Origin of the sequence: Pseudoalteromonas sp. T1lg75 (assembly GCF_002964705.1) — a bacterium.
Classification (GTDB): Bacteria; Pseudomonadota; Gammaproteobacteria; order Enterobacterales; family Alteromonadaceae; genus Pseudoalteromonas.
Genome location: NZ_PQCD01000036.1, coordinates 19,746 through 45,342 on the forward strand (window position 1 = coordinate 19,746; position 25,597 = coordinate 45,342).

Below are 25,597 nucleotides of genomic sequence, written 5' to 3' on the forward strand. Positions count from 1 at the left end.
AATTGCTAGTTGTTAGGTTTTAGACTGCTTTGTAGCTAAAGCGGTCTAAAATTAGGCAACTAAAAGGAAAAACTAAAAAAAACCGAGTATTTGTATTGCACTTGGATTTTAAATAAGTATTATAAGCGCCCGCAGCAGGGGATAACCACTCAGGGAATTTTCTGCAGCAAATTACATAAAGTGGGTCATTAGCTCAGTTGGTAGAGCAGTGGACTTTTAATCCATTGGTCGATGGTTCGAATCCATCATGACCCACCACTTTATGTAATATTTAGCACAGCGTTGGGTCATTAGCTCAGTTGGTAGAGCAGTGGACTTTTAATCCATTGGTCGATGGTTCGAATCCATCATGACCCACCAATTGCTAAATCGATTCTAATGTTGGGTCATTAGCTCAGCTGGTAGAGCAGTGGACTTTTAATCCATTGGTCGATGGTTCGAATCCATCATGACCCACCACGTTAGAATCAATACTGTTAACTTGTTGACGTTAGTCATAACGCCTTAAACATATTAACAACCCGGGCGGGTCATTAGCTCAGCTGGTAGAGCAGTGGACTTTTAATCCATTGGTCGATGGTTCGAATCCATCATGACCCACCATCAATCTCCCCCTGCTATTATGAATAGCGCTTAATGTGCCGACATCTTATTGGCTCATTACACCAGAGCGGGTCATTAGCTCAGCTGGTAGAGCAGTGGACTTTTAATCCATTGGTCGATGGTTCGAATCCATCATGACCCACCACTTTCTTTATTCCCTTTTAAACTAACTAGTTACTAACTATCTTCTCGAACCCTAGCGCATAGCTTCTTTTTATCGCCATAGTTTCGTATAATTGACCCAGTATTTCGTAACCTAGAATAGTATTATCAGTATGGGTATTAGCCAACAGATCATGCCAGAGGACTATATTTTTCCTCCTAAGCCAGCTCCTCTTTCCGATGCCGAAAAGCTCGCCTACAAAGAGCGTATTAAGCAATTGCTGAAAGAGAAGAATGCCGTATTAGTCGCGCACTACTATACCGACCCTGAAATTCAGGCGCTCGCGGAAGAAACCGGTGGCTGTGTTGCCGACTCTTTAGAGATGGCTCGTTTTGGCGCACGTCAAGAGCAAGCAGATATGATCATCGTTGCCGGTGTTCGCTTCATGGGTGAAACGGCTAAGATCCTGACGCCGAATAAAACCGTGGTCATGCCAACCCTGGAGGCGACCTGTTCGCTGGACGTGGGTTGTCCTATCGATGCCTTTAGTGAGTTTTGTGATCAGCACCCAGATCGTAAAGTAGTGGTGTATGCCAACACCTCAACCGCGGTTAAGGCGCGTGCTGATTGGATTGTGACCTCATCGTGCGCACTGGAAATTGTTGAGCATCTTGATAGCGAAGGCGAGAAAATTATCTGGGGTCCGGATAAGCACCTTGGCAGCTATATCCAAAAGCAAACCGGTGCCGATATGATCATGTGGAATGGTGCCTGTATCGTTCATGACGAGTTTAAAACCAAGGCATTGCAAGACATGAAGGCCTTGCATCCGGATGCGGCGATTTTGGTTCACCCCGAGTCACCGGCCGAGATTGTTGAGCTGGCCGATGCCGTTGGTTCAACAAGTCAGCTGATTAAAGCGGCGCAGGAAATGGATAACCAGAAGTTTATCGTTGCCACCGACCGCGGTATCTTCTATAAGATGCAGCAGCTATGCCCAGAGAAGGAATTTTTTGAAGCACCGACTGCAGGCGAGGGTGCAACCTGTAAAAGCTGCGCACATTGCCCCTGGATGGCGATGAACGGTTTAAAAGCCATTGAGGAAGCTCTTATTGACCCAAGCGGCAAAGAAGTGTTTGTGGACATGGAACTGCGCGAGGGCGCCTTACGCTCGCTTAACCGCATGCTTGATTTCACCGCCGCCATGGCACGCTAATGGCGGATTACTAAGCAATTGATTTGGTTTTGTAAAAAACACCTTGCAACAAACAAAGCCTTTGCTTAGTATAAGCGGCGCTGCTACGGCAGCCCAGTTAAAGTGCGGAGAGGTGGCTGAGTGGCCGAAGGCGCACGACTGGAACTCGTGTATACGTTAATAGCGTATCGAGGGTTCGAATCCCTCCCTCTCCGCCATGCATTAAAAAGCTAGACTGTTATGGTCTGGCTTTTTTCGTTTCTAAGCCTTGTGTTTACTGGCTATAAGAGATTGACGCTAAAAATCTCTAAAACCAGTTCTGGCAAGTTCTACTCATCAAAATGAGTAGGATTTGAGTAAAATTTTCAACCCAGAATGAGTAAAACACATGCTAACAACCTCTCAAATTAACCGCATTAAAATACCCTCTAAACTAGTCCGTCATTTAGACTCTGATGGTCTGTACCTTGAAGTATCACCTAAAGGCACGAAAGGTTGGCGATATCGTTATAAGAACTACGATGAGAAGTGGACGATGAAGTCATTGGGGCATTACCCTCAAGTATCCCTTGAAGAAGCCAGAGAGCTACGTGACGATCTTAAAAACGTTGCACAATACAAAGCAGTGACATTTGAACTAGCAGCCTCTCAATGGCTTGAGTACAAAGGTTACACTAGCTCTAAGAACAAGAAACTGATACAACGCAGAATTGAAAGCTACCTGCTCCCCAAACTAGGTGACATGATCATCAGCCACATTAAGCCAAAAGATATTTTACCGCTCCTGAAGCAGATCGAAGCAAGGGGATACCTTGACTTAGCGAGACGAGTACAGACAATCACAAGCCAAATCTTTAAATATGGGGTACAAAATCTGTACTGTGAAACTAATCCTGCTGAGCCGTTGCAAGGTTGTACTAAGAAGCCCACAGTGCGTCATATGCCAGCAATCACAGTAGAAAGCGAATTTGCTAACCTTCTAAGAACTATTGATCATGCAGAACATCTGATGCCCTCAGTAAAGCTGTGCCTTCAAGTCGCACCACATGTTTTTCTCAGGAGTGAGTCTATTCGCATGGCTAAACCTGCGGACATCGACTTTGACAGAAAGCTCTGGATTATCCCTAAAGACAAGATGGGAAGAGAGCACTGGATACCGTTAACAGACCCTGTTATCGAGCTCCTAAAACTAGCAGTGGCACAGTCTGATGGCAATTACCTCTTTAACGGTTCAAGGCCACACAAACCACTCAGTGAGAATACGTTAAACATTGCTTTGAGGTCACTTGGCATTGATAAAAACAAGCATGTCTTTCATGGCTTTCGTTCAAGCTTTTCAACCCTTGCTAGGGAGCACTGTAGGCTTGACGGTGATCTAATCGAGCTTCAGCTAGGGCATATTGAAGGTAATAAAGTAAAGGCTGCCTATGATCGTTCTATGCGCCTTGAAGAACGCAGGGAACTAATGGGGGCTTGGTCTAACTATTTATTTTCACTTTTATAGGCAAGAGAATATTTTAATGACAAAGTGAAACTATTTTAGTTAGCATACTTCCTTATGGTTTAGCATAGGGGGATAGGTTTGCGTTACGAAAATATGAACCATGAAAATGGTGAGTTAGTGAAAAAAATCAAACTAGATAATGACTTTGACGATTTTGAAGATGAGCATCAGTATCTCAGGCTGAAACATCAAGATTCTGTTTCCTACGACGCTTATGAGTTTGACCATTACGAAAGAATAGAACCTGAATACGTTACAGAAAGCTACTCTGTGGAATTCGCAAAGGAGCTATTTAATGCGTTAGGACGTATCACAAATAACTTTACAGGCTTTAATAAAGAAGATAACCCTACAGAACTATACCACTTACATAACCAAGTAATACTAGACCCATCTTCAATGCCTGATACGCCAGTAAACCCAAAACTATTCGTTAAGACGGTACAGGTGCAGCTTCAAGCTAATAAAGTTCTTATCTCCAATGATATGCCCGATCTGCTCGAGCAGATGTGCCGGTTGTTTAATTTCTCAATACAACCTAACCAAAAATTGCCGAAGTCAGTAAGGAACCTCGTTTTTCCAGCACAGACTGGGGTTGGTAAGTCAGTATCTGTACAAGTTTATGTCTCGATGCTCACCAAACATTCTTCAATAATAGTTGTAGCTAAAGTCGAAGAAGCGATTAATTATTGCAATTATATTAATCAACTTTCGGGTGATGAGAGTTATGCTAGGTGCTACTACTCATTAACTGATAAAAACAAAGATGATCCAATGCGAATAGAGGCAACCAAGCTAAGAGAACATCGATGTATTGTGATCACTCACAATATGTTTAGAAGGGTCAATAGGTTTGACGATACAGATTACTTTGGCACTTATAATGATAAGCCGAGAGATTTTGTTTCTATTGATGAGAAGCTATCCTTTTATGACCAGTATCGGCTTAACTATAGTCAACTAGATAACTTAATAACGAACGTTGAAGAGGCTATCGAACAGTCTAAAGAGCTAAGCCAGATAACTAACACTACCCAAGTACTCGAAGTTTTAAAGAAATTTAAAGGCTTTTTACAGTTTAAAGATGACAAGATTATCACCAATGATAATAGTATCGTCGTTAGATCTCGCCTGAGAAATAATGTTGAGCAGCAGCTATCTAAGCTTGGTGAAAATGTCACTTATTCAGATGGTGTTAACCCTAAACATACCACCTCAAAATTAGTGGGATTAAAGGATAAAAATGCAGTTTTAGATATTCTAAGAGCTAGTGGGGTTGAGACTCAAAGCAGAAAGCGTAAAGTAATCGGTATAGCTTTTATGGAAGTACATAAGCTAATACATGGCTTATTATCAGAGATTGATCCCTTTTATTGTGAAAAGTCTTTAGTGCTTCGCCATAGAGAAGAAAATTCTAGTCAGGATGGTACCGAAGACCTCGATGACTTTGACAGCCTAACCGATGAAGAAAAGGAAAAGTTGGTCAGTTTGGTGGAGCAAGGGAATAAAGATGGGTCTAATGCTCAAGCACTTGAGCTAGCTACCCACTTACTAAGGGTAATGCTCGAATTCAGAGTTGATGAGCTTCTAGCTTCCTTAGAGGCGCTAGGTGCGAATAAGAACCCTAACTATAGGCAAAATACACTCAATTCACTAAATGAGCTTTTAGATAGGTTAAACTACTTTTCGAAGAATCACTTTCTGATTTACAAGAGCAACTATGAAACTGCACTGCTTGCTACTGAAAATTTAACAAATAAGCTAGGGCTTAGTGTTGTGCTAGATGCAACAGCACAGGTCAATGAGTACTATAAACTAGCTAACCGATTCTTAGGACATGTTGGTCTTGCCACAGCTCCACAAATACGCCAATACAAAAATTTAACCATCCATAAGGCTATTGGCTTTAAACAATCTAGGGCTGCTATTTACGACAGGAAGACCACAGAAGAAATCAAAAATATAGCCGAATCTTATGCTTCGTATGTAATCAATGAGCTAGCTGAGGGTGATAAAGTACTTATTATTTGTCATAAAAGCTTTACTAGCGAACTAAAAAAGCAAGTTAATGATAAGAGGGTCGAGTTTACTCATTGGGGTAATCATGTTGGCAGGAATAACTGGGCACACTGTAACAAGGTAATACTTATAGGCTGGCCAACTCAGAACCCAATAGATTATATTTCTATGATCAACTCATCATTGGAATCGGTATTGTTAACTAGTAGACACCTAGACGATGAGCTATTAGAGAAATTCGAAATATCACAGCTGGCTGATGACATTATACAAGGTCTGATGCGTTCACAGGCTAGGGTGATTGCAACAGCAGATTCAGACTGTAAAGAGACTAGCTTTTACTTGTTTTATGAAAACAGCGATAAAGCGAGAAAAGTTTTAGACCTAGTTGAATCTCAATTTCCTAAAGCATCACTAGTTGACTGGGTGCCAAACGGTATAGCAGCACCTAAGAAAAAAACTAAGAGGAATAGAAATGCAGACAGAGTAATAGACTTACTAGTTCATAAGTCTAAGGATCATGAGACCTACCTTCGTTCTAGCATTCAGAAAGAGCTTGATATTAACAAGAGTACAATGACTCGTATCGTTGGCAGTGAGTACTTTAAAGAAAAACTGGTAGAGCATGAATTTACTTTTAAGAATAGTGACGGGAAGTCACAGCAATTTGTGCTTAAATAATAGTTTCATTTCACAAGTTTATATTTATATATTATGAAAAAATGAAACCATTTTGAGGAGGTAGTTTAGGTGTTTGCTTGCCACTCCTGACGGAGTGTCATCATCTCTTATCCTTTAGCTTTATGGAGTACGTCACTTCGTTACGCTTCGCTCACTACGTGCCGGCTCCAACAGCACAGGAACGAGATGACCGCCTTTATTTTATGCTGAGGTACTTACCCCCTAGTTTTTATATCAGTCCTCAGGAGGAGCTTTAGGGCAGTTGTTTCTCTGGGAAATTTAAATTGAAGGTGTTATGGAATCTAGGGAGATTCCCTAGTTCTTCTTAAGTCCAACCAGTACAGTCTAACGAAAAGAGGAAATAAAACCACATCATAGTAGGTTAAATTGTCAGCAAGAGCTGTTGGCTGTTATGGGAGCTACCGGGATTATTAGAGGTACAGCTTAAAAGGTAAGTAATATGCCCTCTAGTTCCCTTGCAAACCAAGCATTAACTACTAAACATGCTTTATCTCTTCAAGTACATCAACGCACACAGACTGTCATGTAGAAATAAGCTCTCATTTATTAGCACAGATATACATATTTTAACCAAGTTAAGGGCTTAACTAGCCCCCCTAGTTGACTCTCAAACAGAAGTCAAAACCCGATCGATAAAGTACATACAAGAAATTTTATTAATGGTTTTATTAAGTACAAATAAGTGCAGATATTTGATTCCATATGGCACATAAATAAGTTACATTAACAATAATAACAAATACCAGTTATCTTATTAATTTAATTATATTTTTGCAGGGATTTGAATGTTCAAACGCTTAAGGCTCAATAGTGCCAAGTCACGGCTAGTTGACGAAAGACTTTATGAGTTGGTCTTGGATGAATTAGAGCGCGGAGAAATTCGAAGAGGAGTTTGGGCAAAAGCATTAGCGAAGTCTAATGGCAACAAGTCTCTGGCAGAATCAAAATATATCGAATTAAGAGTTGAATCTCTTAAAGATGAAGCCCAAGTGATCGACTCTATACTTCAGAATAATAAAGCTACGCCCTATATAGAAGCTACGCCCTATATAGAAGCTGCGCCCTATATAGAAGATACTCCTTGTATAGAAGAAAAGAAAGAGGAAGCTAAAGAGGAAAAAAAATGGTATTTTGGGTTATATATTGTTAGCTTTAATTGTATTTTTTTTACTTTTAGATTGGTCTAAAAATGAAGAAAATCCAGAGTGGCTTTTAGGTACACTCATTTTAATAGCCTTTTATTTTACCCAGAAAGATAATGAAAAATATTTTTCATTTACTAGATTCTTTGTAACATTAACTTTATGTTCTTGGTTATGTATATTCTTTGACCGCGCCTCTGTATACGGATCATGGTTTTTAGTGGCAGCTTTATCACTAAGTCTGGGTTGGATACGTGTAGGTAAACACTGTTACTTAACTGATATTTTCTCTGGCTTTCCACGGCTTTTTTTCTTATTAACTTTTGGGCTTTTTTCTTCGATTTTCATATGGCTTACAGGTTCACCAGACTGGCCATGGATTAGTAAATGGTCATGGCTCTCTGTCATATTGCTTTCATTTGTTTGCACTGCGATAAGAGGTATATATAAAATTCGATCAGCAAAGCAAAAGGTTATCGCTAAAAATCGGGCGCTAAAATAATTCATCTAGAGTAAACCACCATATTAGCAATATTGATGCTCTGGTTTGCTAGTATTTCGCTATTCACTACTTACAACTAACGCGCTTCGCTTGTTGGATACCTGCACAAGCACAATTATTCTAATTGTACCTGTTCGGCATCTCTATTTTTGTTTCAGTTAATCTTTCTTTTATGGGGTATTGAAACTATTTATCTGTAAAAAATGAGTAAAATCATGAGTATGTTGCTATACTTTACTCATAACACAAAGCTTAGCTTTACTTGTAGCGCATGCCTTTATATGTTCATTTTAAAGGTGGCTGAGTGGCCGAAGGCGCACGACTGGAACTCGTGTATACGTTAATAGCGTATCGAGGGTTCGAATCCCTCCCTCTCCGCCATGCATTAAAACAGAAAAGCCCAGCTAGTTAGCTGGGCTTTTCTGTTTTAACAGCACCAGCTGAGCTGGGTGGCCTTGATGAGAACCCTGGTTCGACAAAACGCCGGGAGCGTTTTAAGCCGCGTAGGCGCCCGCAGGGTTGCCTACAGGATGTAGGCAAGCTTATCCCTCCCGGTCGCAAGCTTTGGCCCTATGGGCTGTTCGTTCACTCGCTGCGCACTCACTGAACTCCCCCCAACACTTATAAAACCGATACAAATCGACATAAGTTCGTTTAATAGATAGACTTATTCCACTATCTATCCTGGCATAAAATAAAAATAACAATGTCACAAACTCAGACTGTAATACTGGCCATTGGCGGGTTTCAGGGCTTTTTGTTGTTCACCTTATTAGTGACTGATAAACGGGTTAACTACGCTAGTAGGTTATTGGCTATCCAGTGCTTGCTTATAGCTACAACTTTTACTCTGCCGTTAATCGTGGATGCCGGAGAAAGCCAGTTTACCTGGCTGATAGGTTGGTTGGTTTTTCTACCCGCTTGTTATGGGGCCCTGACCTATTTGTATTGCCGAACAGCCATTACCGGTGCGCCGCTTAAGGCCAGTGATATTCTCCATATTTTACCTCTGGCAATATGCTACCTGCTCAATTACGACATCCTGTTTTCTGGCGACAAGGCGTTGAGTTTTGTTACCGTACCCGACACTACGCTTTTTAAGCATACTCTGACAAAAATTATTTTTTACGGGCAAGTGGGTGTCTATTTAGCGCTTTTGATCACCATGGTAAGTCGTTACCAAGCCAAGGCCAAACAAACACTGTCCTCTTATAGCCCAGATATTTTTAAGTGGATTTGGAGCCTGGTGGCCTTTATGGCTGGAATATGGAGTTTAAAGCTGTTGTTTTACTTTATTAACTCGGCACCTATCGTCAATCTGCTTGCCGATTGTCTCTTGGTTTTAATGGTTTATTTTGTCGCGGTGGTCCAATGGCGCAACCCAAGTCTCTTTCATATTCGGCAACTGACAACACAACTGGAGCGGCCAAAGGGCTCTGGTGCGAAAGCCTCTGCCGATGGTGTATTGGATCCAGAGACGCGTTCAAGCATACTGCAATTGGTTCAAGATGAAGTAAAAACCCAGGCCCTATATCGGAACAGCGAATTGACCTTGGCCACACTTGCAGAGCAAATTGGTGTGAGTGCGCATCAATTGTCAGAGACCTTAAACCAAGCCGGCGGTAAAAATTTTAATCAATTTATTAACGAATACCGGGTGGCCGAGGTGTGCGAGCAACTCGACCGAAAAAGCGAACGCAAACTAATTGATTTGGCGATGGACGCGGGGTTTTCGTCAAAGAGCAGTTTTAATGCCATTTTCAAAAAGTTTAGGGGGCAGACGCCAAGTCAGTATCGATGCCAGTAGTGGTATGTCAGCCAGGGCGGATATAGCGCCTAAAAAGGTTTTAAAACAACATATTGGACGTCTGATATTATAAGGCTGGACGCCAGTAACTCGCCTGGATGCTGAAATTGTTCCATCAACAACAGATGGAAATACCCCATGTTTAAAACACTTTTAAAATGGCTTTTAGGCCTCTTTATTGGCGCCGCCCTTGTCGCAGTCGCTTATCTCGTTTGGTTTAAAAATGGCGTTAATTTTATTTATGGTGCCCATACCCAGGTGGTCGATCATAGCGCCTTTGCATCCCCTAGGCAGTTAACCGTAATTACGGATGTCAGCGTGCTCTCGCCTGACGGCCAAACCATGCTGCCAAATCGCACTGTGGTCGTGGATAAGGGAGAGATTATTTCGGTGACCACCGAGCGCTCAATTCCCGCCGGTGCCATGGTCATACCTGGCCAGGGCAAATACCTTATTCCCGGCTTGGTGGACTCGCACGCCCACCTTCTAAAGAGCCCAAATGATTTATTGCTTTACGTTGCTAATGGTGTCACCCATATTCGTGACTTGGGTGGCCCGGCCGAGCGTTTGCAATTGCGTGAAGAGATTGAGCAAGGTCGCGTTGGCCCTCGACTCTTTGTGTCGTCCCCACCCATTGATTCTATGGGTCTGCTTGAGGGCGCCTTTTGGGAGTTTATTACATTTCATAAAAATACCCATGATGTTGAGCATGCTAAAAGCATGGTTAAAGAGTTTGTGGAGCAAGGTTATGACGCCATTAAAATCTACCACTTGGATATGCCGACCTACCGGGCCGTTAATAAACTGGCCGCTGAATTGGGCGTGCCAACCACAGGCCATTTCCCTTTGACCTTGGAGCTCTCGGAATTGGCTGTAAGCCAACAACGGGAAGTCGCCCATCTTGAGGAAATTGTCAGGGTATTGATTCGGGAATTTGGTTCTATCAATAAGCAAGGCAGCGAGGCCTTCTATGCCCATGTCGAAAGCCGTGCCGATGCCATAATCGATGATCTATTGGCGAACGACATTACCGTAAACTCCGTTTTATGGTTTATGGAAAGCATCCACGACCAGTTCAGTGATCTTGAAACGGCATTAACACAAGTTCCTATGGAATACGCCAACCCAGGCCTGGTTGAAGGTACTAAAGACGGCGGCGAGTATAAAGTAGGCTGGTTACCCGGCTATAATCAGTTCGAAGCCGTGAATGATGCGTCGGAGGAGGCCTACAAAAAGAGTGATATTTTCTGGCAAGCGCGGGAGAAGGCGCATCATATTTTGTTAAAAGCCATGGTTCGTCGTTGTGTTAAGATAGTCGCAGGCACAGACGCAGGGGGCAATCTGGTGGTACCTGGTTTCTCACTGCATGACGAACTAAGATCGCTAAATTTAGGCGGCATGAACCCGGCGCAAACGCTGGCGACCGCCACAAGAAACCCAGCGGAGTTGATGAAGAGTAATGCTGGCATTATTGAACCTGGGCGGCGTGCCGACTTGCTAATACTCAATCAAAACCCACTTACAGATATTGGCCACACTCGCAGCATAGATACGGTTATTCTAAACGGTCGTGTGTTTGGGCGAGAGCGGCTAGATGCCATGTTAGACGCGGTTAAGCAGGCGAACGCCAACAGCCGCAAAATCAATATTGATAAGTATCTCTAGTTGCCCTTTCCTTTGGGGTAAAAAGGCCCAGCTATTTTGCTGGGCCTTATTACATTGGCATCAGATTTACGCCAACTCCTGCGCCACTTCTGCCACTTTCTGCCGCAACCAGATATGGCTCACATCCCTATGTAGCAGTGGCGACCAAATCATGTCGAGCTCGAACGGCGGTATGGGGAAGGGCGGCTCTAAAATGGTGAGTCCCGGATCGTCCTGGTATATTTTCGCCGCCTTAGAGGGCAAGGTGGCCACCAGGTTTAGTTCTTTGGCTAGGTGAATGGCTACGTGGTAATTACGCGTGAAAGTGGCAATGTCTCTATGTTTACCAAAGTGTGCCAGGGCCTCGTCAACCCAGCCGAGTTTTTGCACATCTTTAGGGTCCATACCCACACCGACGCCAAAACCGGTTTTACTCACCCAGATATGTCTGGCCTGCAAATAACTCTCTAAATTAAAGCGCTCCAAAATGGGGTTGTCGGATTTGACCAGGCAGCAGAAGCTGTCCTTCCAAATGCGTTTATGGTGGAAGGATTGGGGCAGCTTCTCAAAGCGGTTGAGGGCCATATCCACCTTGCCGTTTTCAACGTCGTGGAAATTCACATCACTGGGCGTCAGTATGTCCAAGGTGGTATCCGGCGCCTCGGCGTGCAATTTACTCAATAAACGGGGGGCCAGGGTACTGGCGGCATAGTCGCTGGCCATAATGCGAAATACGCGCTTACTGCTGGCGGGTTCAAAGTCGCGGTTAGGGGCCAAGGTTTCTTCCAAGGTCATCAGCACCCCACGGATCACTGGTTGCAGCTCCAAAGCGCGCTCTGTCGGCACCATGCCCTCGCTGGTGCGCACCAGTAGGGGATCATTCAGCAGGTTGCGCAGGCGCTTGAGGCCGTTACTCATGGCTGGCTGAGTAATGCTGAGCTGATTGGCAGCCTTGGTCACATTACACTCGCGCAACAAGGTATCGAGATAAACGAGAAGATTTAAATCAATTTTGTTTATATTCATTCCGCTATGCCATTTATTTTATTTATGGTTAGTCTAGCTTAATCTTGGGCGGCCGAATAGGCTACCAAAGGTGTATAAAGCGTTGTTCGTTGGGGTAAGGATAGACCTGTTTATATTCGCCTCGGGCAATCTTTTGTTGCGCCTGCTGCCAATAGTCGGCGCCGGTCAACTCGCCATGATGGCGCATAAATACGTCTTTATGTGTTGGGTTGGGCAGCACAAAGGTGGTTAACTGGGCTGGAAACACGTCGTTGGGGGCGACCGACAAACTGTGCTCGTCAGCATGGTCGAATTCGCGAAATTGCATGTCGGTGAGGTATTGCACCTCATCATAGTCGTAAAACACCACACGCTGATGTTTGGTCACACCAAAGTTTTTCAACAGCATGTCGCCGGGAAAGATATTGGCGGCAATCATTTCTTTGAGCGCCTGGCCATATTCAATGATGGCATGCTCCGCTTTGTCCTTGTCCACCTCTTGTAAATAGAGGTTGAGTGGTGTCATGCGGCGTTCAATATACAGGTGTTTGATGATCAGCATATCCCCTTCGATGCGCATCGAATTGGCAATGCTGTTTTCCAACTGTTGCAGTAATTCTTCGCTAAAACAGCTAAGGGGCAGGGCCACGTCGGAATATTCCCAGGTGTCGGCCATACGGCCAACCCGATCGTGGCGTTTAACCAGCTGATAGCGCTCGAGCACGGTTTTTCTACCGAAGGGTTTACTCGAGCCAAAGCGATCTCGAATGATTTTAAAAACATAGGGGAGGATGGCAGGTTTATCACCATCATCACCATGCCCGGGGTACCGGCGGCCAGTTCAAAGCGCTCGTGGGCGTGTTGCATATGGGCCAGCAGCTCGCGGTAGAATTCGGTTTTGCCCTGCTTGTGAAAGCCGATGGCATTATACAGTTCGGCCTTGGTTTTGCCGGGCATCAATTGATTGAGAAAGTGCACTAAGGCCGAAGGCGCATGGGTTTGCACCATAAAATAAGCCCGGGCAAAACCAAAGATCACCCGCATCTGTGATGAGCGGGTCAGCAGGGCATCTATGTACAGGCCACGGTCTTGATCATGTAACACCGCAATTATAAAAGGCTGGGATCCCGTTGATGAGACAATACGGCCGACGATATAGGCGGCTTGGCCGCGATAAAAAGGCGCCTGCAGGATATCGAAGCGCATTTGATGGCTTTTAACATGAGTCTCAGGGGCTTGTTTAATAAAGGCCTTTAATAACAAACGAATATCACGTTCGAGGTTGGCAAAGGGGCAGCCAAACTCAAATTGAGTGATAATTTGGCGAATAGTGGGCTTGAGGCCCTCAACCACGGGAAAGTAGCTGCGATATTCCGCTTCCACCGGCAGCGCCGGAGCATCGGCCAGGGTCGCCTGGACGAAGATAAAGTCGTTATTGTAGTACTTGCGCTCAAATAAACGACAAAACACCGAGTTATAAAAGGTTTCCGCGAGCTCGGCCTGTGGGTGAAAGGCTAAAAACTGCAGATAACATTCCTTGGTATCTATCCACAGTTGCGGATCATCCGCCGGGTCGTTAACCACCGAGGCCAGGGTGTCGACGGTTTCATTAACGCGGGTATCGTAATAGCTAATGCGTAGGCTGGCAATATGACGCATGGTCGCCCAATCGCGAGTGGCAAAGGCCTGAGGTGCCTGCGCCGTGATCGATTGAAACAACTTGTAGTGATGAAAAAATCCGTTAAGAATTTGTTGTGCTATTGCCTGTGCATACACCATTAAAGCCTTCTAGAGTATAAACTCTAAGTTACCTTAAGCCATGGTCCTAAGTCATTGCAAGCGTTATTGAAATTTTGCCAGGGACTTTTCTAACCTTGCCAGCTTTTGCTCGGTTTCTTTTATACGCTGAGTATAACGACGCTCGATGTCTTTAATGTTGACGCGCACCTCTTTTTTCAGGGACTTGCGCTCATCATCCGACATGAGTCGTTCCAAGCGTTGCTCTTCGGCCAGGGTTTTTGCGCTGCGTTCGCGTTTTAACATCACCACCTTGTGCTTGGTGCTGCGAATTTGCATATTGATGCTGTTGCGCTTGTTTTCTTTCTCAAGCTCGGTCAGCTGCTTTGAATAGTCTTCTTTGGGGCCCTGATGGCGGGGGGTGGAGTGTGTTACTGTTTGCTCCGTTGCATTTTTATTGCAAGGGAACTGGCTAAATACCGTGCCAGCTTCGGTTTGACACTTAAAATAGTCGGTATTGGCATGGCCCATGATAGGCAGCGCCGCGCTAAGTACTAACACACTTCCTCGGAGTGCTAATCTGCTAGTCACTGTTTCACCTCGCTTAATTATTATTCTCATTCCTAGTCCAATATAGATGAACTAAATTTGAATGTCACGATAGTAAGACAAAGGTATGAAAGGGAAAGTGAGGTCTTTTTTTGCTGGCTAGGGTCAAAGACCCTAGCTTATTGGGCGTTAAAGCGTTTCAGTTGCTTAAGGCCCTGAATTAAAAACGGCACGTTTAGCTCTTGGTCGACACTAAAGCCTTCGCTGGCAGAAATATGCTTATAGCTGCCGTCGCTGCTCAGCAAGGTAATGCGGTCTTTGCGCAGGGCAATAAACACCCCTTGCGAGTAATTGATATTGGGCTTGCTGCCATTACTGAGCATGTTATTGGCAATTAGGGCGCTGGCCCCGAGTTCAGGGCACTGCCACTGCTCGGAAAGTACGGTGGCAAGTATATCTTGAGGTTGTACGATATGACCTAAACCCTGCAGGCGTGCATCTGTACTCCATAACTGATTAATCGTCGTCACACCCTCTTTGCTATCGCCCTCAAGGGTAAAGGCAAAGACGATATGCGTGTCTTGCACTTGGGTGTGCTCATCAAGCGTGACCTTAACCAAGGCCTCGACATCGTCATGGATAAAATCAAATTGCGCTAGATTCGTTTGCAGCGTCAAAGGCGGGCGTCGCCACAAGGGATCTATGTGATCCTTGCTCATGCTTTGGCGGTAATAGCTTGGTAGACCATACAGGACATTGAAAATAGTATCGTCGCTGTCGGTCGGATGTAAAATAGGGGCGACTTTGTCGAGTGTCGGGTTGGCCTCAAGAAAACGGCTTAATTCGGCCTTGGTGCTAAACAGGCGAATATCGACCGCGGCGGCATCGGGAGCCAAGGTGCAACTAGGTAGTTGCGCCGGCATCACAAAGCTGACATTGGGCGCATTAACATTGACCGAGCGCTCTTGCTCGTAACGTTTCAGATCCAGTAAATCATTTTTGGCCAGCAAGGACTTCGCCGTAGTCGGGTAAGACAGAGGCAACATATTGTCTTGCTTGGTAATATCAAACTTCAGCTCGGCATCCGCCCAAATATGAATGCTGTGACTCAGGGCAAAGCAGACGACTAGCGTGGTAGTGATGGTGCGGCCAATGCGCAGGCGTTTAAGATCGCCCAGATGGTGCCAGGCATAATTACTGATAATAAGCTGGTAGGCTAAAATGAGCAGCACAAAGGCACTGACCAACAAGGTAGATAGCGCCGGGGTATTACTCACGTTTCGCCAAAACAGCGATAAAATCTCACCCAGTGCACTGTAGTTAAGGTGATAACCCAGGTTGTAGTAAACAAACGCATCCACCGCCAGCAGCGTCATTCCCACCGTTGCCAGCACCGAGGCCATGCCGCGAATATGCCGGGGGTAGGGGAAAACCAAAGACAGAGGGAAGATGGTCAGCACAAAGGCTAAAAAGGTAATAAAGGCGGTGTGGCTGAGCCAGGTCACCACCATATAGAAGGTGCCTACGGCCGTGGTGGGGGGCGCATCGGCGAACAAATAGGCAAGGCTAAGCAACAACGCAAGGCCAATATTAGCCAGGGTAAACCAGTGGCCCCAGGCCAGTAACTGACTGACTCGAGAGGAAAATTGATTTTGCGTTGTCAGATTCATTGGTTACTTCAACGAATCCGTAAGGGCATTGGCAAAGTTTTGCGCCACGGCAGCTCTTTTTGCCTCGGGCACATGCTCTTTAATAATATGCGTGATAGTATTGCCCAGACACATCAGGCTTAAATCAACCGGTGCCTTTTTTTCGGCAAGTACAGCGACAAGCTGGTCGACAAGTTGTTCTACTTCTTCATTGGTATATTTGGATAACGCTGGCATCGGTGGTTCATTACTGATTTATATATGTCCTTGTATTTTAACACCGTAGGAGTGAAAAACAAAGATGACCACTGAGGTTAAGAAGCTGGTTGTACATTACGTCGATAAAGACGGCGATAATACCCAAATTCACTTGCGCAATGACGAAATGCCCATCAATGAGCGCGTTAATGTGTTTATTGAACAGTTACATCACGCCTATAACGGCAAGCCCGGCAAAGGTTTTTGTGCCTTCAGTGCGGACAAAAGCAGTGTCGTTGCAAGTGCCATGCAAAGCTACCGTAATCATGAGCTCGGCTTTTGGCAGGTTACCGAACAGGCCGCAACGGTATTAAAAGAAGAACTTGATAAATATGCCTTTAATGAAACCGGTTATTTGGTGTTTTGTCATTATCAGTATGTTGCTACCGACTATATCTTAATCGCCCTGATCAACATTAAAGAGCACTACAGCATCACCTCTGAGCTTGATCTCGCCTCCTCTCGTCACCTGGATATCACGCGCATGCAACTGGCGGCGCGTATCGATTTGGCGGCCTGGGACACGCAAGCGGACGATAACCGTTATATCTCTTTTATTAAGGGCCGAGCCGGGCGTAAGGTTGCCGACTTCTTCCTAGACTTTCTGGGCTGCGAAGAGGGTATCGACCCGAAACAGCAAAGCCGTTCCATGCTCAACGCCGTTGAGGACTATTTAAGCGAGCAAGGCTTGGACAAGACAGAAAAAGATGAGCGTCGACGCGAAGTCTTTGATTATTGCAGTGACCGTCTAAGTAGCGGCGAAGACGCACAAATCGAGGAAATCGGTAAGGCTGTCAGCAAGGATGACGACAACAGCTTTAGCGATTTTTATCAGCAGCAAAACTACGATCTGGCCGAGTCATTCCCGGTCGATAAAAAGACCGTGACCGGCATGGTGAAGCTCTCCGGCATGGGTGGCGGTGTGAGTGTTGGCTTTGAGCGTAAGCACTTAGGTGAGCGGGTTATTTACGACCCGGTTAATGATACCTTGACCATCAAGGGCGTGCCGCCTAATTTGAAAGACCAGCTTGAGCAGTTGGACAAGGAGTAGGGTGTAAACCTACTCTTAACTCTGAGAGCTTCCAGAGTTAAGGATATAAAAAGACATAAAAAAAGCCGCTGATTTCAGCGGCTTTTTTACGTTTACCTTAATTACTCAGCATCAGCCTGAGCTACTTCAGGCACCGGCTCAGCGGCAATCTGTGGGGCTTTTGGCGTCGCCGCACCACAGAATGCATGGTGTACAGGTGCAACTGAACCTGGCTTCAAGCCACTGTTGACCACTGCGGTGCGCTGCTCAGCTGGCATTGGCTGTGGCAATTCACCCAGAGGTTGCATGGCTTGGGTTACCGGCTGTGTCATAGGCGCAGAGGCGTGACCGATTGCGCGTACGGCGTTAGCTACTGGCTCGGCCGTTGCTGTAACCTCTGCTTCGACCTCAGGGGCTTCTGCAGTTTCCGCAACAGGTGCTTGTTCAGCGACAACTTCAGCCTTTTCCTCTTGAGCTGGCTCGGCTGGTGTTTCAACAACTGTTTCGACGGCACTCTCGACATTAGTCTCGACAGCAGTCTCAGCAAGTGTTTCAACTGGAGCTTCAGCTTCAGTCTCGGCCGGTTTCGCTTCGTCTTGCTCGGCGACTGCTTCCTCTGCCGGCTCTTCGCTGCTAGTCGCAGGCGTTTCAACAACCGCTTCTTCAGCTTGTGGCTCAACAGTTTCTGCAACCACTTCGGCTTGAGGCTCTGGGCTCTCTTGGCTTGGTGCTGGAGCAGCTTCAACGGCCGCTTGTTCAACCACAGGTGCAACCGACTGCTCGGCAGATTGCTCTTGTGTCGCGGCTACCGGTGCAGTGTCTTGCTTGGCTTCTTCCGCCATGGCCTGATCGGCTACCGGAATAAAGGCGGCCTTATCGCTTTCGCCTTCTTGCTTTTCACGACGACGGCGTTGACCGGCGGCGCGCAGGTGGCGTGGTGAACGACGGCTGCGAGTGCGGCCTTCTTTTTCGCCCTCGGCTTGCTCTTCACCTTCTTGCGTCTCAGCGTTGGCGTTTTCCATCTGAGCTGCAGGCTCGGCTTTTGGCTCTGCCTTAGGTGCAGGCTTAGGTTCAGCTTTTGGTGAAGCCTTTTCTTGTGCTGCATCAGCTTGCTGTTCTTGCACAGCAACGTCTTGAGTTGCTGCAACAACCGGCGCTGCTTGTTGCTCTTGAGCATCTACTGCAGGCTCAACGACAGCGGTTGCAGTTTCGCTTGTAAGCGTTTGCTCGGCCTGTGCTTTATTTGGCACGCGTACCTTCTTACGTAGGTTGCGACGTTGGCGGCGCTGCTTAGGCTTTTGCTCCTGCTCTTGTTGTTGCTCGTCTTTCGCTTCAACATTGGTGTCTTTAAGCGTTTCAGCGCTCTCGTTACGGTTATCGCGACGACGGTTTTGCGAACGACGGCGTTTATTGCGGTTATCCGAGCCACGATTGTCATCACGCTCGTTGCTGCGCTGACCACCACGTTGGCCGCCGCGCTCATCGCTGCGATTTTGCTCCTTGCTTTCGCTCTTCTCAGCTTCTGGCTTTTCACCGCCTTTTTGCTGCGGGCCTTTGCCGCGGTTGCGCGACTGATTGCTGCGACGACGCTGGTTGTTGCGACGACGCTCACCTGAGCGGCGGTCTTTTTCTTCACCCTTACCTTGCTTTTTATCTTGTTCGGCTTGCTCTTCACCACCAAACAGATCTTTTAGCCATTTGCCGATGCGCTCAAGCAGGCCAGGTTGTTCTGGGGCCTTGGCTTTATTGCTAGCAGCTTTAGGCTGAGCCACAGGTGCGGGTTCGTGTGGCATGACCACGCCCTTGAGCACCGGCTCTTCACGTTGTGGTGAGGCTGGCGCACGAGAATACTCGATTGCTTCCGGCTCTGGCTCAATGATTTGCTCGTAGCTTGCCGCTTCCAGGGTTTCGTCTTTACGTAAGCGCACGACTTCGTAATGCGGTGTTTCCATATGCTGATTAGGAATGATCACCACATCACAGTTGTGACGTTTTTCGATGCGCTGCACGCTGCGGCGCTTTTCGTTCAGCAGGTAGGCGCCTACGGCAACCGGCACCTGAGCATTAACCTGAGCGGTATTGTCTTTGATTGCTTCTTCTTCGATTAGACGAAGGATAGACAGGGCAATTGACTCATTCGAACGAATGGTGCCCTGACCACTACAACGTGGACAGCTGCCTTGGCTTGCTTCGCCCAATGACGGACGCAAGCGCTGACGTGACATTTCCAACAGGCCAAAACGAGAAATCTTACCGATCTGCACACGGGCGCGGTCTTGACGCGCCGCATCTTTAAGGCGGTTTTCTACTTCACGTTGGTGGCGCGGAGGAGTCATATCGATAAAGTCGATAACAATCAAACCACCCAGGTCACGCAGGCGTAACTGACGGGCGATTTCATCGGCCGCTTCAAGGTTGGTATTGAGTGCGGTTTCCTCGATATCGCTACCCTTGGTCGCTTTTGACGAGTTGATATCGATAGAGGTCAGTGCTTCCGTTGGGTCAATTACGATTGAACCGCCAGAAGGCAGGCGCACTTCGCGCTGGAAGGCAGACTCGATTTGGCTTTCAATTTGATAATGCGTAAACAGCGGCACATCATTTTGGTACAGCTTCACGCGATTCATAAAATCAGGGCGGAAGCGTTCGATATGGGCTTTTGCTTCTTCGAATACACGCGGCTTGTCGATCAGGATTTCACCGATGTCGCGACGCAGATAGTCACGAATAGCACGGAAAATAACATTACTTTCCTGGTGAATTAAGAAAGGTGCCTTGCCACTGTCGGCAGCATCTTTAATTGCCTGCCAGTGCACCAGTAGGGCTTTTAAGTCGTACTCAAGCTCTTCGTATGATTTACCTACGCCCGCGGTGCGTACGATTAGGCCCATGCCCTTAGGCAGGTCTAAACGGCTCAGTGCTTCTTTGAGCTCGGCACGTTCATCCCCTTCGATACGACGAGAAATACCGCCGGCACGAGGGTTATTTGGCATCAATACCAGGTAGCTACCGGCCACACTGATAAAGGTGGTCAGCGCAGCGCCTTTTTGGCCGCGTTCTTCTTTATCAACCTGAACAATTACTTCCTGACCTTCTTTGATTACATCCTTGATATTAGGACGACCGCTAAAGGTATAACCGCTAGGGAAGTAGGTACGGGCAATTTCTTTAAGTGGTAAGAAGCCATGGCGTTCGGCGCCGTAGTCAACAAAAGCGGCTTCAAGAGAAGGTTCGATACGGGTAATTTTACCCTTGTAGATGTTTGCTTTTTTTTGTTCGTGTCCAGGGCTTTCGATATCTAGATCGTACAGGCGCTGGCCATCAACCAGTGCTACGCGCATTTCTTCTTGCTGCGTCGCATTGATTAGCATGCGTTTCATATTGTTACTCTTAAATTCTGTACATAGTGCCCGACCTAACTTGGGTAATTCGGCGCTCTTCTTATGTCTTAGGTGCAGTCTCACGACTGGGCTTTTAACGAAAAAGCTTAACGTTTTAAATTTACCTTGGCGGGTGGTTTGGCAAAAAATAAAGGCCACTACACCACATCTTAAGTTTTTGCCGTCAGCAATAGCTGACAAGCGACGCAACAAGGTAATAGTCGTTTACCGATACACCAAATGGTGGTCGATAGCATTATGATTTTGTTTAATTACATGTCGTTCGCGGGCGTTCATTTTATTGCTGAAACAGCGCGCAAAAGACCTAATGTTCTATATTTTCGTTTCCTATTATGCCCATATGGGCTAATCACCACTTGCGGTCGCAGCCAAGCAAACAATCTATTACGCGCATTGTTTGTCACTGCATTCACGTGGTTTCTGGGTGATAAAGCTGTGGAAATACGAGCTCGAATCTGTATGATCGCCATTCCCAGAATGTGTTGCACGCAAGTTTTGGTCGAAACCAAAGGTGATGTAAAATCTTGTGTTATGCACAGGTTTTACAAGGGCGATTATCCCACTAAAACCGCTGCAGAAGCAACTAAATTATGACTCAAATCAGTGATTAGGTAATGAAAGAGACGATTGGCACCCAGGTTTGCTTTGTAACCGTTGATGAAGACTACAGCGGGCAACGCATAGATAACTTTTTGATAACCAAACTCAAAGGGGTGCCAAAGAGTGCGGTGTACCGGATTTTGCGTAAAGGCGAGGTGCGAGTGAACAAAAAACGTGTCAAGCCTGTGTATAAATTGCAAAGCGGTGACACGGTGCGTATTCCGCCGATTAAAATTGCCGAACGCACAGAGCAGCCGATACCTACTAACCTGGATAAGGTGAGCAAGTTAGAAGATGCTATCTTGTATGAAGATAAGTACCTTATCGTGATCAATAAACCTGCCGGTATGGCGGTGCACGGTGGTAGCGGCTTAAGCTTTGGTTTGATTGAAGCCTTGCGCGCCCTGCGTCCAAACGATAAAAGCCTGGAGCTGGTGCATCGATTAGACCGAGATACTTCGGGTTGCCTGCTTATTTCGAAAAAACGCTCTGTGTTGAAATCCCTTCATGAGCAACTGCGCGAAAAAACCATGGAAAAGAATTACTGGGCCTTGGTAGCAGGGCAGTGGGACGCCAAGGTGCGCAATGTGAATGAACCGCTTAATAAAAACACACTGCAATCCGGTGAACGGGTGGTGCGTGTTGATCATGAGCGTGGTAAGGCCTCGCACACACGTTTTCGGGTGTTAGAACGCTTCGAAAACTGTTCCTTGGTACAGGCTTCGCCGGTGACCGGGCGAACGCACCAAATTCGTGTGCATACCCAGTGTAAAGGGCATCCTATTGCCTGTGATGATAAATATGGTGACCAGGCCTTTGACGCGCAGATGCGCGCTCAGGGCTTTAACCGCCTATTTTTGCATGCCCGCGAGCTGCGTTTTTTCCACCCTAAAAACGAAACCACTATGGCATTGGAAGCGCCTTTAGATGCGGCGTTGGAACATTGTTTAGGACGCTTACGTGAGCAAAATACCTAATAAAGAGCTGCTTATATTCGATTGGGACGGCACCATTATGGACTCGGTGCCGAAAATAGTCGCAACACTGCAAAGTGCGGCACGCTCGCTCAGCGTGCCCGAGCCAGACCCCATCAGCGCAAAGAATATCATCGGCCTGAGCCTGGATACCGCGGTAGCAACCTTGTTTCCTGAGCATAGCGAGTTTCATCAGGCGCTCGAGGAGCAATACAAGCATCATTATTTAGCCGTCGATACCACGCCGACGCCGCTGTTTGATGATGTTGCAAGCACGCTCACGGCACTAAAGAATAAAGGCTATGCTTTGGCGGTGGCAACCGGCAAAAGCCGTAAGGGGTTAGACAGATTATTGGTCGAAACCGGCCTGGCGCATTTTTTTGATATTACCCGCACCGCCTGTGAGGCCCAATCCAAGCCTCATCCTGAAATGCTGGAGCACATTCTTGCCTTCTATCAATTGTCTCCTGAGCAGGCGGTGATGATAGGGGATACGCAAATCGATATGCAGTTGGCAGCCAATGCCGGGGTTGATAGTATCGGCGTGACCTTTGGGGTGCACACCAAGGATGAACTGGAAATTTTTAGTCCCAAGGCGACCGTGAACAGCTATCGGGAGTTGTTGGCGCTGTTTTAAGCGCCGTCTTAAGGCTGGCGCAGTTACAGCGCCAGCGGATCTATGCCCCAATCTAACAGCAGTTGATTGAGACGTAATAATGGTAGGCCAACCAAGGCATTGGGGTCATCGCCCTTCAGCGCCTCAAAAAGACATATTCCCAGACCTTCGCTTTTAAAGCTGCCGGCACAATTAAGCGGTTGCTCTTTGGCCACATAAAGACGTATTTGCTCGGCGCTTAAATGGCGAAAATGAACTTCAAAGGGCTCGACTATTACCGTATTTTTGCCCGTTTCTATGTCGAGCAGGGCTAAAGAGGTTAAAAAGGTGACTTTTTCGCCGCTAAAACGAGCCAACTGCGCTTCGGCTTTGGCTACTGTGTGTGGTTTGCCGAGGATATCACCATTATGCAGAGCCACCTGATCTGAGCCAATAACAAGCCCGTTACCATAAAGGTTGCGGGCGGTTTGGGCTTTTTCCAGCGCCAAACGGCGTACCAGTTGCTCCGGCTTTTCGTCGGCTTTGGCTGACTCGTCAATTTCGGGTGAAAAATGGTGAAATTCAGGGATAATTTTTTTTAATAATTGCTGCCTAAAAGGCGAACTTGAGGCTAAGATAAAAGCTGTTTTCATTGCCCGATCATCGAATTGTTAAATATCGACCCTAGAATACGGCGCAATCGGGCGAAAAACAAAAGGAAAGTCGAATTTTATTTTGACTCTAATGATAACTATCTATATGATGCAGCCCCTATGCAAAAGGTGAAGATTCCCGTCACCCTTGATCCGGGCAGGGCAGCACAACGTCAGCTAAGTTATGATGGCGTGGTGATGTTTGAAGAACTTTCTCGATTCGAGCAAGTTGTGCTGGATAAAAGTGGTGAAGTAGCGGTACAAATTCATTGCAAGCAGGATGAACAAGGTTTAACTGTGCTAAGTGGTTCTTTAAAGGCCCGAGCAACCCTTATTTGTCAGCGTTGTAATGAAGAGTTTGGGTTGGATTTGGAACAAGACTTTGCGTATACGCCGGTTGGCATGGGTGCAGAGTCAGATCATCTCCCTGATTACTACGATCTTGTGGAGCTAGATGAGAACGGAGAAGTCAACGTTCGACAATTAGTTGAAGATGAGTTGATTTTGGCCATTCCTATCGTGCCTATGCATGACGAAGCATCTTGTCGTTACTCAGAGCAACAAAAAAGCTTTGGTAAAATCGACGAAGAAGATGAAAAACCAAATCCATTTGAAATTTTGAAACAACTTAAGAAAGATTCTTAGGAGAAGGCTAATGGCGGTACAAAAAAGCAAGAAGTCTCGTGCAAGACGTGGTATGCGTCGTTCACACGATGCGATCAGTGGTCCAGCTCTAACAGTTGATAAAGTGACTGGTGAAACTCACCGTCGTCACCACATCACTGCAGACGGCTACTACAAAGGCGTTAAAGTAATTTCTAAGTAAGAGATTGCTTTATGCAACGCAGTCTAACCATTGCGTTAGATATGATGGGGGGCGATTACGGCCCCCGTTCATCTATCCCAGCCGCAGTTGAAGCGGTCCACCTCCATTCATCACTTACCCTGATCCTCTGCGGTAATGAAACGCTAATTCAAGAGCAGCTTTCCCGTTTAGACGCGCTGCAGCACCCACGTTTAAAAATCAAACATTGTACGCAAATCGTCACCAATGCCGATGAACCGGCGTATGCGTTGCGCAATAAAAAAGATGCCTCTATGCGTGTGGCCCTTGATTTAGTTAAGTCCGGGGAAGCCCAGGCCTGTGTGAGCTCCGGCAACACCGGGGCGTTATTCGCCATTGCTCACTACGTACTGAAAATGCTGCCAGGCATCAAACGCCCGGCGCTTATTTCCTCGGTACCTACCGAAACCAAGCGACCCGTTTATTTATTGGATCTTGGCGCCAATGTTCATTGCGATGCCCATACCCTGTATCAATTCGGGATCATGGGCGCTGTGGTGGCACGCGAGGTGCAGGATATTGAACACCCTAAGGTCAGCTTGCTCAATATCGGTTCCGAAGACATTAAGGGTCATGAGGGTATCAAGGAGGCAGCCCAGTTGATGAGTCGCTGTAATACCATTAATTACACGGGTTACAGTGAGGGCAGTGATATTTTCAGTGGTAAGGCCGACGTGATCGTCTGTGAAGGCTTTGTTGGCAATGTGGCACTGAAAACCTGTGAAGGAATTGCAAAACTGATCATGCATAAGATGACTAAGGCCCTGAAAAAGCACTTGCTTTATCGCGGTTTGGCGCTATTACTTATGCCTGTCATAAAAAAGATCTATAAAAAGGTGAACCCCGACCAGTATAACGGCGCATCTTTGGTAGGATTGCGCGGTATAGTGGTTAAAAGTCATGGAAATGCATCGGCAAGTGCATTTCTAGCGGCAATTAATGAGGCTGTTAAGGAAGTGCAACGGCAGTTGCCCGAGAAAATTCAAGCGGCCTTCGCTGAGAACGAGCCAACGCCAGATACGAGCTCAGAAAACTCGTAAACTCCCTCCTCATTAATGCCTGCCAAAATTCGCGAACATCG

Annotated in this window: 19 protein-coding genes, 6 tRNA genes and 1 pseudogene; 19 read left to right on the forward strand and 7 right to left on the reverse strand. The window is 46.4% G+C overall.

What is annotated here, in order from left to right; translation table 11 throughout:
- The first annotated feature begins 182 nt into the window (after nucleotides 1-182).
- The 13 genes from C2M36_RS09665 to C2M36_RS09730 all read left to right on the forward strand — a co-directional run bounded on the left by C2M36_RS09665 (nucleotide 183) and on the right by C2M36_RS09730 (nucleotide 11,242).
- Nucleotides 183-258: transfer RNA gene (locus tag C2M36_RS09665), tRNA-Lys, on the forward strand.
- Nucleotides 259-284: 26 nt separating this feature from the next.
- Nucleotides 285-360 (forward strand) — tRNA-Lys (locus C2M36_RS09670).
- A gap of 23 nt (nucleotides 361-383) precedes the next feature.
- A tRNA-Lys gene (locus tag C2M36_RS09675) sits at nucleotides 384-459 on the forward strand.
- Nucleotides 460-527: 68 nt separating this feature from the next.
- Nucleotides 528-603 (forward strand) — tRNA-Lys (locus C2M36_RS09680).
- Between the two features lie 69 nt (nucleotides 604-672).
- A tRNA-Lys gene (locus C2M36_RS09685) sits at nucleotides 673-748 on the forward strand.
- Nucleotides 749-878: 130 nt separating this feature from the next.
- The gene (nadA, locus tag C2M36_RS09690) at nucleotides 879-1,922 is read left to right on the forward strand and encodes a quinolinate synthase NadA (RefSeq protein ID WP_105254752.1); all 1,044 of its coding nucleotides are present in this window, start codon (nucleotides 879-881) and stop codon (nucleotides 1,920-1,922) included.
- A 106-nt stretch (nucleotides 1,923-2,028) separates the two neighbouring features.
- Nucleotides 2,029-2,119 (forward strand) — tRNA-Ser (locus C2M36_RS09695).
- 170 nt (nucleotides 2,120-2,289) lie between these two features.
- A complete protein-coding gene (locus tag C2M36_RS09700; protein WP_105254753.1) occupies nucleotides 2,290-3,405 on the forward strand; it encodes a tyrosine-type recombinase/integrase in 1,116 nt (371 codons plus the stop codon).
- Nucleotides 3,406-3,483: 78 nt separating this feature from the next.
- Nucleotides 3,484-6,105, forward strand: coding sequence for a hypothetical protein (locus C2M36_RS09705; protein WP_158678916.1), 2,622 nt, complete (start codon nucleotides 3,484-3,486; stop codon nucleotides 6,103-6,105).
- An 806-nt stretch (nucleotides 6,106-6,911) separates the two neighbouring features.
- A complete protein-coding gene (locus C2M36_RS09710) occupies nucleotides 6,912-7,313 on the forward strand; it encodes a hypothetical protein (RefSeq protein ID WP_105254755.1) in 402 nt (133 codons plus the stop codon).
- On the forward strand, nucleotides 7,270-7,770 hold the full coding sequence (locus tag C2M36_RS16810) for a hypothetical protein (protein WP_158678917.1): 501 nt from the start codon (nucleotides 7,270-7,272) through the stop codon (nucleotides 7,768-7,770). The genes C2M36_RS09710 and C2M36_RS16810 overlap by 44 nt, the downstream gene beginning before the upstream one ends.
- An 862-nt stretch (nucleotides 7,771-8,632) precedes the next feature.
- A complete protein-coding gene (locus C2M36_RS09725) occupies nucleotides 8,633-9,577 on the forward strand; it encodes a helix-turn-helix domain-containing protein (RefSeq protein WP_158678918.1) in 945 nt (314 codons plus the stop codon).
- Nucleotides 9,578-9,715: 138 nt separating this feature from the next.
- Nucleotides 9,716-11,242 carry an amidohydrolase family protein gene (locus C2M36_RS09730; RefSeq protein ID WP_105254758.1) on the forward strand — a complete coding sequence of 509 codons (1,527 nt, stop codon included), beginning with the start codon at nucleotides 9,716-9,718 and terminating at the stop codon, nucleotides 11,240-11,242.
- Nucleotides 11,243-11,308: 66 nt separating this feature from the next.
- Here C2M36_RS09730 and C2M36_RS09735 read toward each other — a convergent pair whose 3' ends face one another.
- The 5 genes and pseudogenes from C2M36_RS09735 to C2M36_RS09755 all read right to left on the reverse strand — a co-directional run bounded on the left by C2M36_RS09735 (nucleotide 11,309) and on the right by C2M36_RS09755 (nucleotide 16,398).
- The gene (locus tag C2M36_RS09735) at nucleotides 11,309-12,247 is read right to left on the reverse strand and encodes a LysR family transcriptional regulator (protein ID WP_105190748.1); all 939 of its coding nucleotides are present in this window, start codon (nucleotides 12,245-12,247) and stop codon (nucleotides 11,309-11,311) included.
- A 61-nt stretch (nucleotides 12,248-12,308) separates the two neighbouring features.
- Nucleotides 12,309-14,002: pseudogene (gene aceK, locus C2M36_RS09740) on the reverse strand (bifunctional isocitrate dehydrogenase kinase/phosphatase).
- Between the two features lie 66 nt (nucleotides 14,003-14,068).
- Nucleotides 14,069-14,524 (reverse strand): hypothetical protein, encoded by a 456-nt coding sequence (locus C2M36_RS09745; protein ID WP_105254759.1) that lies wholly within the window; start codon nucleotides 14,522-14,524, stop codon nucleotides 14,069-14,071.
- 167 nt (nucleotides 14,525-14,691) lie between these two features.
- Complete coding sequence (locus tag C2M36_RS09750) at nucleotides 14,692-16,182, reverse strand: DUF3413 domain-containing protein (protein ID WP_105254760.1); 1,491 nt, start codon at nucleotides 16,180-16,182, stop codon at nucleotides 14,692-14,694.
- A gap of 3 nt (nucleotides 16,183-16,185) precedes the next feature.
- Nucleotides 16,186-16,398, reverse strand: coding sequence for a DUF1414 domain-containing protein (locus C2M36_RS09755; RefSeq protein WP_105190744.1), 213 nt, complete (start codon nucleotides 16,396-16,398; stop codon nucleotides 16,186-16,188).
- A 64-nt stretch (nucleotides 16,399-16,462) separates the two neighbouring features.
- Between C2M36_RS09755 and yejK the strand changes: the two genes are divergently transcribed.
- A complete protein-coding gene (yejK, locus tag C2M36_RS09760; protein WP_105254761.1) occupies nucleotides 16,463-17,470 on the forward strand; it encodes a nucleoid-associated protein YejK in 1,008 nt (335 codons plus the stop codon).
- Between the two features lie 101 nt (nucleotides 17,471-17,571).
- Here the strand turns inward: yejK and rne are convergent, their stop codons facing one another.
- Complete coding sequence (rne, locus tag C2M36_RS09765) at nucleotides 17,572-20,829, reverse strand: ribonuclease E (RefSeq protein ID WP_105254762.1); 3,258 nt, start codon at nucleotides 20,827-20,829, stop codon at nucleotides 17,572-17,574.
- Nucleotides 20,830-21,464: 635 nt separating this feature from the next.
- Here rne and rluC point away from each other — a divergent pair.
- A complete protein-coding gene (gene rluC / locus C2M36_RS09775; RefSeq protein ID WP_105254764.1) occupies nucleotides 21,465-22,427 on the forward strand; it encodes a 23S rRNA pseudouridine(955/2504/2580) synthase RluC in 963 nt (320 codons plus the stop codon).
- Nucleotides 22,411-23,061 (forward strand): HAD-IA family hydrolase, encoded by a 651-nt coding sequence (locus tag C2M36_RS09780; RefSeq protein WP_325050539.1) that lies wholly within the window; start codon nucleotides 22,411-22,413, stop codon nucleotides 23,059-23,061. The genes rluC and C2M36_RS09780 overlap by 17 nt, the downstream gene beginning before the upstream one ends.
- Nucleotides 23,062-23,084: 23 nt before the next feature.
- Here the strand turns inward: C2M36_RS09780 and C2M36_RS09785 are convergent, their stop codons facing one another.
- Nucleotides 23,085-23,672, reverse strand: a complete 588-nt coding sequence (locus C2M36_RS09785) for a Maf family protein (RefSeq protein ID WP_105254765.1) — start codon at nucleotides 23,670-23,672, stop codon at nucleotides 23,085-23,087.
- A gap of 120 nt (nucleotides 23,673-23,792) precedes the next feature.
- Here C2M36_RS09785 and yceD point away from each other — a divergent pair, with 120 nt between their 5' ends.
- The 3 genes from yceD to plsX are packed head-to-tail and all read left to right on the forward strand — an operon-like array spanning nucleotide 23,793 to nucleotide 25,556.
- Nucleotides 23,793-24,317, forward strand: coding sequence for a 23S rRNA accumulation protein YceD (yceD, locus tag C2M36_RS09790; protein WP_105254766.1), 525 nt, complete (start codon nucleotides 23,793-23,795; stop codon nucleotides 24,315-24,317).
- A 10-nt stretch (nucleotides 24,318-24,327) separates the two neighbouring features.
- Nucleotides 24,328-24,498: a 50S ribosomal protein L32 gene (rpmF, locus tag C2M36_RS09795; protein WP_105190738.1), complete on the forward strand. Its 171-nt coding sequence runs from the start codon at nucleotides 24,328-24,330 to the stop codon at nucleotides 24,496-24,498.
- Nucleotides 24,499-24,509: 11 nt separating this feature from the next.
- On the forward strand, nucleotides 24,510-25,556 hold the full coding sequence (plsX, locus tag C2M36_RS09800) for a phosphate acyltransferase PlsX (protein WP_105254767.1): 1,047 nt from the start codon (nucleotides 24,510-24,512) through the stop codon (nucleotides 25,554-25,556).
- The last annotated feature ends 41 nt before the right edge of the window (nucleotides 25,557-25,597 follow it).

What these genes read in the sequence shown, in the direction of transcription:
- nadA (WP_105254752.1), top strand. Translation starts at nt 879, where the DNA reads ATGGGTATTAGCCAACAGATCATGCCAGAGGACTATATTTTTCCTCCT.
- C2M36_RS09700 (WP_105254753.1), top strand. Translation starts at nt 2,290, where the DNA reads ATGCTAACAACCTCTCAAATTAACCGCATTAAAATACCCTCTAAACTA.
- C2M36_RS09710 (WP_105254755.1), top strand. Translation starts at nt 6,912, where the DNA reads ATGTTCAAACGCTTAAGGCTCAATAGTGCCAAGTCACGGCTAGTTGAC.
- C2M36_RS09730 (WP_105254758.1), top strand. Translation starts at nt 9,716, where the DNA reads ATGTTTAAAACACTTTTAAAATGGCTTTTAGGCCTCTTTATTGGCGCC.
- C2M36_RS09735 (WP_105190748.1), bottom strand. Translation starts at nt 12,247, where the DNA reads ATGAATATAAACAAAATTGATTTAAATCTTCTCGTTTATCTCGATACC.
- C2M36_RS09750 (WP_105254760.1), bottom strand. Translation starts at nt 16,182, where the DNA reads ATGAATCTGACAACGCAAAATCAATTTTCCTCTCGAGTCAGTCAGTTA.
- C2M36_RS09755 (WP_105190744.1), bottom strand. Translation starts at nt 16,398, where the DNA reads ATGCCAGCGTTATCCAAATATACCAATGAAGAAGTAGAACAACTTGTC.
- yejK (WP_105254761.1), top strand. Translation starts at nt 16,463, where the DNA reads ATGACCACTGAGGTTAAGAAGCTGGTTGTACATTACGTCGATAAAGAC.
- rne (WP_105254762.1), bottom strand. Translation starts at nt 20,829, where the DNA reads ATGAAACGCATGCTAATCAATGCGACGCAGCAAGAAGAAATGCGCGTA.
- rluC (WP_105254764.1), top strand. Translation starts at nt 21,465, where the DNA reads ATGAAAGAGACGATTGGCACCCAGGTTTGCTTTGTAACCGTTGATGAA.
- C2M36_RS09785 (WP_105254765.1), bottom strand. Translation starts at nt 23,672, where the DNA reads ATGAAAACAGCTTTTATCTTAGCCTCAAGTTCGCCTTTTAGGCAGCAA.
- yceD (WP_105254766.1), top strand. Translation starts at nt 23,793, where the DNA reads ATGCAAAAGGTGAAGATTCCCGTCACCCTTGATCCGGGCAGGGCAGCA.
- rpmF (WP_105190738.1), top strand. Translation starts at nt 24,328, where the DNA reads ATGGCGGTACAAAAAAGCAAGAAGTCTCGTGCAAGACGTGGTATGCGT.
- plsX (WP_105254767.1), top strand. Translation starts at nt 24,510, where the DNA reads ATGCAACGCAGTCTAACCATTGCGTTAGATATGATGGGGGGCGATTAC.